Raw genomic sequence first — 13,498 nt, 5'->3', positions numbered from 1 at the left:
CAGTAGTAGCCAGGAGGTTAATAACGAGAATTACATGATTTGATTGTGGGACGGGCAAAATGCCCGTCCTTTACTAAAAAAGGAGAACTTAAAAATGAAACTAATGAAACGTCATACTAATCCCAAGAATGAGGTCAATTAAGATGTTTCGCTCTAAAAAATGCTTTAAGAAAACGTTCGTGCAGATTGCGGTGGTAGTGCTAGGTCTGACAGCTACTCCCAAGCTAGTGGCATCTTTCCCATCGATACTTTCTCCTGTCGTTGCCCAATCTAACAGTCCAAGTCCCTCTTTCCCACTTCCCAAATCACTACCGAGTGGGACAACAGTGAAAGTGGATGGCTCCAGCAGCATGAGAGTAATTAACGAAGCATTGAGAAAACGGTTTGAAGAGAAGTTTCCGGGCACTAAAGTTGACCTAGCATCGGGTGGAACGGATGGAGCATTAGCAGCACTGCTGCGAGGTGACATTAATATGGCAGCGGTTGGACGCCCACTCACCGCTCAGGAGAAGGCTCAGGGACTCGTTGCCACTCCTGTTAGTCGGGAGAAGATCGCGATTATCGTAGGTTCTGACAATCCATTTAAGAAAAACCTCACCTTCGAGCAGTTCGCCAAGATGTTTCGAGGCGAGATAACTAACTGGTCACAGGTAGGAGGCGCTCCTGGTAAGATTCGATTTATTGACCATCCAGAGTGGGGGGACACGCGGCGATCGCTAGGCACCTACGATATCTTCAAAAAAGCCCCGTTTAAGAATGGAGCTAACACAACCACGCTGTCCCAGGACGACACTGCAACCATTGTGCCGGCACTCGGCAAGGATGGAATCAGTTATGCGATCGCAGATCAAGTACTCAACTTGCCGAATGTCCGGGTCATTCCCATGCACAAAACCATGCCCTCGGACCCCCGTTATCCCTACTCCCAACCTCGGGGCTATGTCTATCGAAAGGAAACTGCCACTCCAGGAATGCTTGCCTTTCTGGGCTTTGCAACTTCAGCACCGGGACAGGAAATTTTAGCAGTTGCCAAACAGCAGGAAGCTGAAGCAGTGCGTCAATCTATAACGAGTGCTTCAACTTCAGGAACGTCAGTAGTAGCCACTGGTTCTTCTCCCAGTCCTGCACCTAATGGTCAAATTGCGCTTGTACCTACATCTACTGGTGAGGCAACCGAGCAAGGATTTGCCTGGTGGTGGCTTCTCTTGCTAGCCTCCATTCCTTTACTAGGATTACTTTGGTGGTTACTTAAGGAACGTCGAGGCAGAAGAACTGAAATTAACAACAAGATTGAGAACTTGGTTGCCAACAGTACTGAAATTAACAAAAAGATTGAGAACCTCCGCAACGATTGGAATCGGACTTTTATGAGTCTGCTTACACAGCACGGAGATGAAGTAATCAACACAATAGCTAGCCGAGAGTCATTCAACAGAGTAATTACTCAGAAGCTTGTCAATAATAATGCTGAACTTAACCACTACATCAGTCAGCAAATCGACAACATTTTTGAGCAAAAAATACACAATCACATGCAAGTGATTGCTCGCAACCTTGTTCAGAATAATGAGGAATTAAAGCAGTACATCGACCAGCGCTTACAGCACAGTGTAACCAGCAACACTGAAATGAACAACCAGATTCTGAACTTAGTTGCCAACAGTACTGAAACTAACAACAAAATTGAGAACCTCCGCAACGATTGGAATCGGACTTTTATGAGTTTGGTTATACAGCACGTCGATGAACTGATCAACACAATAGGTAGCCGAGAGACATTCAACAAAGTAATTACCCAGAAGCTTGTCAATAATAATGCTGAACTTCAGCACTACATCAGCCAGCAAATCGACAACATTTATGACGAAAAAATACAAAATTATATCTCTGTGATTACCCAGAATATTAGCCAGGAAATCGACAACACTTATATCAACCAACTCATAAGAACCAAGAACGAACTGACTGCGCTCATGAACAATTCAGACAGAAATCTCTACGAGTGGACTCTGGGAGAACTCATGGTAATCAAAGGTTGCTTAAGCGACCGTGAGGTTCTTGTCGAGCAGCTAGTCACTTTCAGCGCTGAACTCAGAACTAAGCTGGATGGTACTGCCTGCGTGGACATCAAGACATTCAAGCCGTTCAAACCTATGTCGATAGATCAGAAGCAACAACCGCAGCAATTACCAAAAAGCTAATAACCAGAACTACGGGAATTGCGAATTGCGAATTGCGAATTGCGAATTGCGAATTGCGAATTGGTAATTGGGCTTTTCCCCTTTCCCTTTTCCCTTTTAAAAATCCCCATTACCCATTACCTATCAACGATTTAAATTGAGAACGAATGCTGTTAAGTCGAGCGACATCGAAGGGCAATTGAACGGTAAAAGTGCTACCTTTATTTAATTCGCTTTGTACGTTAAAGTTGCCTTGGTTTGCTTGAACAATTGCGAAAGCGATCGCCAAACCTAATCCAGAACCACCACTGCTACGCGAGCGATCGCTATTCACTCGGTAAAAGCGATCGAATATTCGCGGTATCTCTTGTTGTGCAATGCCAATACCACTATCTTCAACTTGAATCACAGCATAATTCTCACTGCGATCTAAGATAACAGTAACTTTCCCCCCAGTTGGTGTATATTGAATTGCATTCACAATTAAGTTAGAAATTAAACGATAAAGCTGGTCATAATTGCTGACAATATTGATAGGTTCATCCACTCGTATAGAAGATGTCAGCGTCACCTTAGCAGTATACGCCATCGCTGCAAATTCCTCAATTAAATCACTGACAACTTCATTCAAGCAACATTTCTGTCGTAGTGTCGGTTGTCTATCCAAACGAGCCAACAGCAGCAAATCTGAAACCAGCGTAATCAATCGTAAATTCTGACGCTGTAGAGTTTGCAGAATATCCCGCACCTCTGCTTCATCCAGAGAAGGCATTAAAAGTGCTGATTCCACCGTTGCTTGTGTCGCTGCTAAAGGTGTTCGCAATTCATGTGCCGCATCCGCTGTAAACTGTTGAATCTGTCTGTAAGATTGGTAAATCGGTTGCATCGCTAATCCTGCTAACCACCAACTAGCAACAGCAACCAAACCCATTGCTAATGGCAATCCCAATGCTAAAATCAATTTTACCGCATCTAGATAACTATTAAAGTCTTCAAGACTTCGCCCCACTTGGATGTATCCCCAATTGCGATTATCTTGGGTATGCAGTACAAAAGAAATTTGGTGGTATGATTTGCCCTGGCTATCTTTGAGAGTTTGCCAAAGTTTTTTATTCAAAACAGGAGACAGTCCTTCTGGATAAGAACCTGCGATCGCAATCAAGCGTCCGGAATTATCAAAAAAACGCACATAATAGTAGCCTTGATTGATGGCACTAAGAGTATGACGTTTGGGATTTGATTGTTCTTGAATGCATTTGTCTCCAACTATGCAGATATTTGGTAAAAGCTCTTGTATGACTGTTTCTAAGCGTCCAGGCTGCTTTAACTTCAGTTCAATACTATCGTGTAAAGTTCCTGCAACAGATTCTACTTCTTGGTCTAATGTTACCCAATGGGCATGAGATACTGCTTTATAGACACCAAATCCGCACAAACTTAAAATCAGACCCATGACCATTGCATATGACAATGCTAAACGAATCCGGGTCAAATTAAATAGTTTATTTTGATTCATGGCGTGAGATTGAGACGATATCCCAGACCATGCAAAGTTTCGATCAAGTTCGCGCAACCACTATTAGTTAACTTGCGACGCAGCAAACGCATTTGCGCTGCCACTACATTACTAATGGCTTCTGAACTTACTTCCCAAACCTGATAGCGAATTTGTTCAGTGGTAAGAATTTGGTTTGGGTGCTTCATAAAGTATTCTAATAATTGAAATTCTTTATTTGTTAGGAGAATCACCTGTTTATCTCCCTGAAAATTGTAACTAACCGTACTATTGCTGTAATCTAGAATTAGGTTGCCAACAGAAAGTTGTTGGGGTTGAAAATTAGGCGTAGACGCGGAGCGGCTTGTCATCAGACATCGCCTTTGCAAAGCACGCAACCTCGCTAATAATTCCGCCATTCCAAATGGCTTCACCAAATAATCATCAGCACCTGCATCCAGTCCAGTAACTTTATCTTCCATTGTGTCTTTTGCCGTCAGCATTAACACAGGTAAAGGATTTTTATTTTGGCGTAACCGTTTGCACAACTCTAACCCTGACAATCCTGGAAGCATCCAATCGATAATAGCTAAGGTATATTGCGTCCAGCTATTATCTAAATATGCCCATGCTTCATTACCATCTAAAACCCAGTCTACCAAATATTTTTGCTGCGTCAGAGTTCGCTTAATAGCAGCACCTAAATCTGGTTCATCTTCGACTAACAGCACCCTCATAAAAATTACCCATAATTAATATGTGTGAAACTCAGCAACACCTATGGGAATCTCTGCATCGCTGCCAACTATTTTAACCGATAAGCGGTAGATAGAATTACTACTAATAGTTGGTCTTTTTACATGATGGAAGATTTATTTATTAATAATAAATCTTCCATCAAGAAGTGCATCACTGGCAATTTATTTATTAAAATTAAAACGCCCGTCTACCTTTTGACCGTTAATATCAGAAGTAACTTTCACTTGATATTGACCAGTGGCATTTACAGGAAGCAAAGCTGTATAATGTTTGCCTTCAGTGTCATATTTAAGATTGAAACTTTTCTGAGTTCCATCAGGTAATTGAACTTGAGCGGTTACTTTGGCGTTAGGAATTGCTTCGTGATTGTCTCCTTTTTGTAAATAAAAATCCATATGTGTTCCGTTAGCTTCTTTTTCCGGAACAAACTCTAAATGATAGGCTCCCGTTTCTACAACTTGTCCCCCATGAGATTCACCATGTCCCCCTGTCGCAATGGGTGAAGCCGAAGATTGAGTAGTTGAGGTAGAAGTCGTTGGACTATTTTCTGTATTAGTTGCTTGATTTGCGTTACTACAAGCTTGCAAGAAAAAAAGTCCGACACTACCTAGAATAATTAACTTTGATTTGAATGGTATCATTGCTTTACTCCTAATTTTAAATAATTAATAAGTAGACCGATGCGAATAAAATATTATTCGTTAAGCTTGGGCATTGTTCACTGCTGTACCTAATTTCTCATAATCAGATGAAATCAAGATGAAATTTACGCATCCAGATACCCGATTTATTAAAGAAGTCGGGTATCTAGCTTTTCAGAATGATTTAGGACTGCTATATTATCCTTGACAACTGACACTCGCTTAGGCAACAAGAACCTACTAAACTTCGCATACAATGCGGGTAAAACAACTAACGTTAAAGCTGTAGAAGTGAATAATCCCCCCAAAACTACTATCGAAAGTGGTTGCAAAATTTCTTTACCAGGACCACTGTCAACTACCAGCGGTGCTAATCCTAAAGCTGAGGTAAACGCTGTCATTAAAATGGCATTCAGACGTTCCATTGAACCTTTAATTAAGACTTCTTTAATAGGCATCCCTTCGCCAAACTTAGTGTTGTAATTGTCTACCAACAGCAAGCCATTACGAGTAGCAACGCCAAATAAAGTAATAAAGCCAACTAAAGAAGCGATAGAAATAACGCCACCAGTCAAAGCTACTGAAAAGACACCCCCCACCAATGCTAAAGGTAAGTTAATCATAATCATGGCAGTAGAGGGAATAGATTTTACTGAAAGATACATGATTACCGCAATCACCACAAATGCGATCGCACTAGTAATTAAGATATTCTGAGTAGCTCTTTCTTGCGCTTCAAATTGACCCGCATACTGGATATAGTAACCTGCGGGTATCTGCACCTGCTGCTTAACTTTATCTTGAATTTCATTGACGATAGAGCGCAAATCTCTGCCGCTAGCATTAGCAGAAACTACAATAAAACGAGATACATTTTCTCGATTAATTGTATTTGGACCCGTGCCATTTTCAATTGTGGCAACTTGTGCTAAAGGAATTTTATTGCCATCAGGGGTATCAACTAATAAATTGCGAATAGTATCCAGATTTTGACGTGCTTCTGGCTTTAACCAGACAACTAAATCAAAGGTTTGTTGCTTCTCTAAAACTTGAGATACTACTCGTCCATTAAGGGCAGTTTCAAGAATTTCCGAAAGTTTGCCTACCGTCAAATTATATCTTGAAGCATCCCTGCGGTTGAACTTAATTTGAATCTGTTCGATAGGTACTTGGGGTTCAAGTTGCAAATCGACAATTCCATCAACGGTTTTCATCACCTCATTTACTTGATTCCCAATAGCGCGGAGTTGTTCTAATTCAGAACCGAAAATTTTGACAGCGATCGCACTCCGCACCCCAGACAACACCTCATCCATCCGATGAGAGATAAAACCGCCAATATTCGGTGCTACCCCAGGTAATTTAGCAAATTCTTCTCGTAGCTTCTCGATAGTCGCTTTTCTATTTTTCAATCCTTCATCGCTTAACTCGATATCCAAATGTCCCAAATTCACTTGTGCTGCGTCTGCATCTCCAGGCGCCCGTCCAGAACGCAATTGCACATAAGGAAATCTCGAATCATTTTTCAATGCATCTTGTAGTGCAAAACCTGCGCTATTCGTCGCTTCAAGTGACACACCTGGATAAAGTGTTAATGTATTGACTAAAGTTTGTTCTTGAAACTCTGGTAAAAACACTCTTCCAAACGAAGGAAAAATCACCGTGGCTGCTACCAAACTAACAGTGGCTGCTACTAAAATAATTACAGAATGCCGCAGAGAAAATGTTAACAGAGGCTGATAAAGCTTCTTAAAAAATCTCGCTACCCAAGGTTCCCTTTCTGGCAAATTACCGTAAGGCAATAAAATTGCACATAAAGCCGGAGTCACCGTTAATGCTGTCACACTCGAAGCGAGAACCGCTACTAGATATCCCAACCCCATCGGAATAAAAATACTACCTTCTACACCACTTAAAGCAAAAACTGGAGAGAAGACAACTATTGTAATTACGGTGGCTCCAAATACCGAATCACGCACCTCTTGACAACCTTCAAATACCACATCTAAAACTGGACGCGGCTGAGGAGAATATTTATTTTCGCGCAGGTTACGATAGACATTTTCAGCATCAACGATCGCATCATCCACCGCTGAACCAATTGCTACTGCTAACCCTCCCAAAGTCATCGTATTTAAGCCTTGTCCCAACCAATTCAAAGCCAACACTCCGAGCAGCAAAGATAAGGGTAGAGCAGTTAAACAAATAACTAAATTGCGCCAATTCATCAAAAACGGGATGAGAATAATCGCAACAATAATACTGCCTTCAACTAAAGCTTCTCTAACATTTTCAATCGAAGAATCAATATAGTTTTTTTGTCGAAATGTAGGCGTAACTTTTATCTCTTTGGGTAAGCCTGCTTGAATTTCTTTCATTGCCCCCTCTATGGCACGGGTAACGGTGGGGGTATCCGCTTGAGGCTGTTTATTAATCATGATAATAATTGCCTTTTGACCGTTAAAACTTGCATCACCCCGTTTAATAGCTGCACCAATTTGAATATCAGCAATATCGGATATTTTGATAGGCGTATTATTACGGGCAGTAATTACTGATTGTTGTAAATCTTCGATAGATTCAATCCGCCCAATACCTCGAATTAATTTTTCGCGATCGCTAGTTATTAAATAGCCACCAGGAGCATTGACATTTGCAGCCGATGCTGCTTCTACAACTTGTTCTAAGGTAATATTAAAAGCTTTCAATTTTTCGGGATTAACTAACACTTGATATTGACGAACATCACCGCCATACGCCACTACCTGACTAACACCAGGGACAGCCAAAAGGCGGTTTGTTACTTGCCAATCAACAATACGCCGCACTTCCATCAAGTCGATTTTGGATTGGGAATTCCTCCCCTCCTCATCAACTGTGAAAGCATATTGCAGTACAGTACCAATGGGGGAACTAATGGGGGAAATTTGCGGTGTTTCTACTTTTTCGGGAAGCTTACTTTGCGCTTGTTGCAATCGCTCTGTTACCAGTTGACGAGCTTGATAAATATCGCTTCCCCAGTTAAAAATGATTTTGACAACGGAAATTCCTGATGCGCTTGAAGACCTGACTGCCGTAACTCCGGGAGTACCGTTAATTGCACTTTCAATTGGTAAAGTTACCAGAGATTCAATTTCTTCTGGTGCGAGTCCTGGTGCTTCAGTTTGAATTTCGACTTGAGGTGGTGCAAAGCTGGGAAAGACATCCAAAGGCATTTGGATGATTGTCCGAAATATCCAAAACGTGACGACAATTGCACCCAAAATGACAAGCCAACGACGAGCGATCGCCCATTTAATAATCGCACTGAGCATTGTTATTTATAATTTTTATGCTGATGAGAGTGGTGGTTATCATCCCATGCTGTTTCTGGCATTGCCGAACTATTGGCTGATTCTGATACCTGTGTTTCTGATACTGAAATTAATTGATGTTTTGTGCGTCTACCAGACCAAAATGTACCAGCCATAAAAGCTACAGTTGCTAACGCAGCTCCTCCAGAAATTGCAACCAACCAAGACAGTGGGAAATTACCAATTACTTCTTTCTCGGCTACTTTCTTGCTTTCTTGCTCTCTTTCTTTGCTACCCCCCCGCAAAGACTGTGCGTAAAGTTGAGTAGCACGCTGGGTAACTATTGAATCTCCCTCAAATAAACCAGTTTTCACCTCAACCATATCCCCAGAAGTTTGACCTAAAGTAACTTCAACTGGTTGGTAAGCGTTACCATTTTGGACGTAAACTTGTTTTTTATTATTCGCTTCAACTACAGCCGAGTTGGGAATACTTAAGATAGCTGTCGATGTTTTGTCAGTTAAAACTTCAAGTTCTGCAAACATCCCTGGTTTGAGAACTCCACCCGAATTGACTATTTCCGCTTTTACTGGTAGTATCCGCGTTTCGCCTTCTACCACTGACCCAACTACAGCAATTTTACCAGTGAAAGTACGGTCAGGTACAGAAGCAACTTTGACATTTACTGCTTGACCTGTTTTTATCTTGCTCAAATCTTTTTCATAAATATTTGCAGTCGCATAAACTCGACTGTCATTGACAATCGTCATCAACTTGCCACCCGCATCCTCAAAAGATTGACCGATGGTAACTTCCCTGTCGGCAACCTTACCAGAAATCGGAGCCGTCACCGTCACCAATCCTTTGGCATTAGCAGAATTTCCCAGTTGTTGCAGCCGAGTTGTATACGTCTTATTACTGAGATTAATACGTGATTTAGCTACTTCAACGGCGGCGGAAGCGCGTTTCAATTGATTTTCCGCCTCAATTACATCTCGACGACTGGAAGCTTTAGCGAGGTCGGCTTTGGCTTCTGCTAGCTGGGTTTGAGATTCCAAAGCATTGCGTCTTGGCAAAGCCCCAGCATCGGCTAACTGCTTATCTTTGTTATATTTCTCTTGAGCAAATGCCACTTGACTTTGTGTTTGAGCGATTTCCGCAGCCGCTATTTGCTGATATCGCTCGTAGTTTTGTTGTGCTAGCTTTAAGTCAGCTTGGCTGAAGTGTAAATCAGCTTGACCTTGAGCAAGTTTTTCTTGAGATTCTACACGCAGCGTCACCAAGTCAGGACTGGTTAAAACGGCTACAGGTTGATTTTGTTTGACTGTCGCACCAGGTTCGACCAATAACTCAACCACTTTCGCGCCAGAAATTGGCGTAGTTACTTCCACTTTTTGACTGGGTAGAGTTTCAATCTGTCCGGTGGTTTTAATGCCTACAGCGAGCTTCTGGCGCTTAACTGGCTCGATTTTAATTTTTATACGTTGAGCAGTTTGGGCATCAACTTGAATCGAGCCATTAGATTGAGTAGCTTGACTTTCTTGATGAAATTCATCTCCGTGTCCGGCGTGTGCCAAAACTGCTGCGGGATAAGCCAGCAAAAAAACACTTAAGATTGTGCCAGATAGCGTGCGAATTGCGATCGCTGTTTGGGAACGCAGATTAGGCATGGCGATTCAATAATCCTTGAGTACTGGGTTTCATGCGCTATCTAGAGCGCGATACTCCCTAGGAGTTGGAATTGCGCTTATCTCTCAGTTTGGCATTGAGAAATGAAATCAAGATGAAATCAAGCTTACTTGTTGTACCAAGTTTTACGCCATTGCTTCATTTGATTAATTTCGGCATTTTGTGATTTAATAATCTCTTGGGAGAGTTTCTTAATCTCCGGGCGTTGAGACTTTTGCAACGCATCTTCTGCCATTGTGACAGCGCCTTCATGGTGAGGAATCATTGCATTGATAAAGCGCAAGTCAAAATCTTTATCAGCCGCGCCTAAGTCCATGTTCATCATCATGCTGTTCTTTTGGTCAGATGACATTTCCATCATATGACCCATTTGAGCGTCATAAGCCATTGGTTTATCACCAGCTTTAGGATACCAAGCTGTTCGCCACTGCTTCATTTCTTGCGTTTCTTGGTTTTGCGCTTTGATGATTTCGTCTGCTAGCTTTTTGATTTCCGGACGTTTTGATTTCTGCTGTGCTTCCTTAGCCATTTCTATCGCTCCTTGATGGTGCGGTGTCATACCGTCGATGAACCGCAAATCGTAATTAGCATCGCTTGGACCCAAATCCATTGCCATGCTGTGATTCATGCCACTTCCGTGCATCTGTTGCTTGTCGCTAGCATTGGTAGCGGTGGTGTTTGGTGTTTGAGCTTGATTTTGGTCAGCAGTACAAGCTGCAAGTAACCCGCTAGTTGAGGCGATCGCACTCAAGGTTAACGCCAAAAAGCCATTTTTCAAAGACAGGAGTTGCATAACTTTCTTCGTCTGATTTGCGTTCTTCCATTGTCAACTCTCCACTCAGCTAGAGAGTCAACAAGATTGCAAAGAAAATTTAAAAAAAGCGAATTTTCCGAGAAATATGCATCTAATTACACATATTGTAGAGACGTTCCGCACCGAACGTCTCTACGACGGTTGCAACTATTTAATTATTTTTCTGAGCATTACCAACGACGCCTAAAACACTCATTCGCGAAAGTTTCAAGTTATCCAAAGCTCGCTTGAGAACAGAACTGTCTGTTTTGTCCATCCTTACCACCAGCAAAATTCCATTAGTGTGGGGTGCTATCAGGCTAGCATCAGCTAGTCCAACTAATACAGGAGCGTCATATATCACCAAGTCAAAGCTATTATGAAATTCTTCCATCAGTCGCTTCATCTTTTCCGAGGAGAGCAACTTGGTGGGATCGGGTGGTATGGGTCCCGAAGTAATTACAGATAATTCGTTCATAGAAGGTAGTTGCCGAATCACCTCTTTGACTGGCAAGTTTGTCGAAATCAAATTACTCAATCCCCAAAGATTATTTAAATTTGATAAAGTGTGAATCGTCGGCTGACGCAGATCGGCATCTATAAGTAGTACTCGTTGCCCCATTGCTGTAGCTATTTGAGCTAAATGAAATGCAACTGTAGACTTACCGTCACCAGACATAGCTGAACTAATAATTATCGAGCGAATTGGGCGATCGGAACTGAGCAGTTGAATATTCGTACAAAGTACCCGTAAAGCTTCCAAAAATTTGGGGGAATAATTGCTATAGTCCTGGTCGGGTATTACAGCTAACCCAGGAACACTCTCACGCAGCGAATCTGTTACTCTGACTATGGGAATGTTTTGTTTGGTTGTGCCATGTTGACCATTTTGGAGTTGCTTTTCAAATGGAATAGTTCCTAACAACGGCAGTTTGATTTTCTCTTTCAGGGCAGCGGCGGTATGATAGGTATTGTCCAGTTTTTCAATTAGTATGGCGATGCCAATTCCTATGGCTAGCGAAGCGAAAAATCCCGAAATCAAATTACGTTTGATATCCGAAGATAAAGGACTTTCAGGTTTACTTGGGGCTTGAATTAACTGCCAAGGTAGTTCTGTCTGAGCCACCTGAATTTGCAGTGTTTCGCGGGTAGCAAGAAAACGATTCAAGCTTTCAGTTGCAACCTGCAATGTTCGCTGCATTTCGGTATATTGTCGTGTCAAAACTGGCAATTGCTTGCGTCTTTCTTCAAGTTTCTGTTCGGCTTTGGCAAGCTCTTGGCTCTGCACTTCTAAAGTTTGAACTTGAGTCGCTACGTCTGCAACTTTTACATCCAAAAAGCGCTGCGCTTCCTGACGTAGCAAAGGCAGCAGGTTGTCTCGTTTCTCCTTTAATGTTCGCATGTTTGGGCTATCTGACTGGAAACGAGCTGACTCCGCAGCAATCTGAGTTTCCAATTGACGCACCTGAATAATTAACTGCTGATATACAGTAGCATTATTCAACGCTGCCAGTTCTCCGTCTTGTGCTTGTAAGCCAGCTAAATTAGCACGAGCTTGTGCCAATTGCTGATTAACTGCTAATCGTTGCCCAGATAATATGTTGACTTGACTGGCGATTTGCTCTGCCTGGGTGTCTGGGTCGATAAAGTCGTATTTTTGCCGGAAATTTTGCAAATCTTTTTGAATTTCATCAACTCGTTTCTGTAAGGATGGCAGTTGTTTTTCAACAAACTGAATCCCCTGACGCAACTTGGTTTGCCGCTTTTCCAGGCTGTAATTTAAGTAATCTGTAGCAATTTGATTTAGTACTACTTTAGTCTTATTTGCATCGTTACTTCGATAGCGAACTTCTATAATCTTGGTTGTACCTAAGCGAATAATAGTCAGAGAATTTAGAAGAGAATCATAATCTATTTCTGGATAGGAACCTTGCAATTGCTTAACAATGTTCCCCATCAGTTCAGGACTCTTGAGGACTTGAATTTGACTTTCGTAATCTAGACTAGACTTGGCTACGTTAGCGTCTTTGACAACATCCAGCATTTTGGTATCATCATTAACAGGTTCCACTAATAGCCGAAAATTGCCTTCATATTCTGGTTTTTGCGAGAGTGCTTGGCTGACAACAATTGCCATCACAACAGTGGCTACCCCTGCAATGATAAGCGATCGCCGCCGTAAAATACCCAGAAAATCACGAAAATTCCAATCATTTTCTTGTCCTTCCGACTCCGTAAAAGGTTGAGTCTGAAGAAATGGAGAGCTAAAGTTCCTATTTTGGTCAGAACTTGAGGGTTGAGAAGAATTATTCTCCATTATTTCTGAATACTTGCTAACAAGTCAAATAAGATTTTTCTAAAAATTTCCAGCAATAATAATTCAACCAGAACAGCAATCTTAGTGATGCAAGCACTATGGTAGAAGGTTATTGCAAGCTGATGCCTGACAAGCTTATTTTAATCCGTATATAACACGGCTTATCACTTATTATGACATTAATTAATATATTTTATTTGTGATTCTTAACGCTATAAGTGCCCTCGTCCCCTTGGGCTGAACCTGGACAAAAATGAACAGCCTTCATCTGTTGGTATCGTGGGGTGTTGCGGATCTATTAAAAAAGGCTGTCCATTTTTGTCTATCGTTT

The 13,498-nt window shown here is 41.8% G+C and carries 8 protein-coding genes; 1 reads left to right on the top strand and 7 read right to left on the bottom strand.

Going from position 1 to position 13,498, the window contains the following annotated elements; genetic code table 11:
• Window positions 1–143: 143 nt before the first annotated feature.
• Window positions 144–2,201: a substrate-binding domain-containing protein gene (locus PI95_RS03345; protein WP_201280277.1), complete on the top strand. Its 2,058-nt coding sequence runs from the start codon at window positions 144–146 to the stop codon at window positions 2,199–2,201.
• A 109-nt stretch (window positions 2,202–2,310) separates the two neighbouring features.
• Here PI95_RS03345 and rppB read toward each other — a convergent pair whose 3' ends face one another.
• The 7 genes from rppB to PI95_RS03310 form a co-directional block, all read right to left on the bottom strand.
• On the bottom strand, window positions 2,311–3,696 hold the full coding sequence (gene rppB, locus PI95_RS03340; RefSeq protein WP_039752661.1) for a two-component system sensor histidine kinase RppB: 1,386 nt from the start codon (window positions 3,694–3,696) through the stop codon (window positions 2,311–2,313).
• Window positions 3,693–4,412 carry a two-component system response regulator RppA gene (rppA, locus tag PI95_RS03335; RefSeq protein ID WP_039752660.1) on the bottom strand — a complete coding sequence of 240 codons (720 nt, stop codon included), beginning with the start codon at window positions 4,410–4,412 and terminating at the stop codon, window positions 3,693–3,695. Before rppA ends, rppB begins: the two co-directional genes overlap by 4 nt.
• A 183-nt stretch (window positions 4,413–4,595) precedes the next feature.
• Window positions 4,596–5,075, bottom strand: a complete 480-nt coding sequence (locus PI95_RS03330) for a hypothetical protein (RefSeq protein WP_039752659.1) — start codon at window positions 5,073–5,075, stop codon at window positions 4,596–4,598.
• Between the two features lie 149 nt (window positions 5,076–5,224).
• Window positions 5,225–8,389, bottom strand: a complete 3,165-nt coding sequence (locus PI95_RS03325; protein WP_052325741.1) for an efflux RND transporter permease subunit — start codon at window positions 8,387–8,389, stop codon at window positions 5,225–5,227.
• A gap of 2 nt (window positions 8,390–8,391) precedes the next feature.
• On the bottom strand, window positions 8,392–10,038 hold the full coding sequence (locus PI95_RS03320) for an efflux RND transporter periplasmic adaptor subunit (RefSeq protein WP_039752658.1): 1,647 nt from the start codon (window positions 10,036–10,038) through the stop codon (window positions 8,392–8,394).
• A gap of 125 nt (window positions 10,039–10,163) precedes the next feature.
• Window positions 10,164–10,850 (bottom strand): DUF305 domain-containing protein, encoded by a 687-nt coding sequence (locus PI95_RS03315; RefSeq protein ID WP_039752657.1) that lies wholly within the window; start codon window positions 10,848–10,850, stop codon window positions 10,164–10,166.
• Between the two features lie 172 nt (window positions 10,851–11,022).
• The gene (locus PI95_RS03310) at window positions 11,023–13,167 is read right to left on the bottom strand and encodes a GumC family protein (RefSeq protein WP_039752656.1); all 2,145 of its coding nucleotides are present in this window, start codon (window positions 13,165–13,167) and stop codon (window positions 11,023–11,025) included.
• Window positions 13,168–13,498: the final 331 nt, after the last annotated feature.

The sequence above is a fragment of the Hassallia byssoidea VB512170 genome (assembly GCF_000817785.2).
GTDB classification, from domain to species: Bacteria; Cyanobacteriota; Cyanobacteriia; order Cyanobacteriales; family Nostocaceae; genus Hassallia; species Hassallia carrinoi.
Note: the sequence above shows the minus strand (reverse complement) of the source record. Positions and strands in the feature narration are given on the sequence as shown.

What these genes read in the sequence shown, in the direction of transcription:
- PI95_RS03345 (WP_201280277.1), top strand. Translation starts at nt 144, where the DNA reads ATGTTTCGCTCTAAAAAATGCTTTAAGAAAACGTTCGTGCAGATTGCG.
- rppB (WP_039752661.1), bottom strand. Translation starts at nt 3,696, where the DNA reads ATGAATCAAAATAAACTATTTAATTTGACCCGGATTCGTTTAGCATTG.
- rppA (WP_039752660.1), bottom strand. Translation starts at nt 4,412, where the DNA reads ATGAGGGTGCTGTTAGTCGAAGATGAACCAGATTTAGGTGCTGCTATT.
- PI95_RS03330 (WP_039752659.1), bottom strand. Translation starts at nt 5,075, where the DNA reads ATGATACCATTCAAATCAAAGTTAATTATTCTAGGTAGTGTCGGACTT.
- PI95_RS03325 (WP_052325741.1), bottom strand. Translation starts at nt 8,389, where the DNA reads ATGCTCAGTGCGATTATTAAATGGGCGATCGCTCGTCGTTGGCTTGTC.
- PI95_RS03320 (WP_039752658.1), bottom strand. Translation starts at nt 10,038, where the DNA reads ATGCCTAATCTGCGTTCCCAAACAGCGATCGCAATTCGCACGCTATCT.
- PI95_RS03315 (WP_039752657.1), bottom strand. Translation starts at nt 10,850, where the DNA reads ATGCAACTCCTGTCTTTGAAAAATGGCTTTTTGGCGTTAACCTTGAGT.
- PI95_RS03310 (WP_039752656.1), bottom strand. Translation starts at nt 13,167, where the DNA reads ATGGAGAATAATTCTTCTCAACCCTCAAGTTCTGACCAAAATAGGAAC.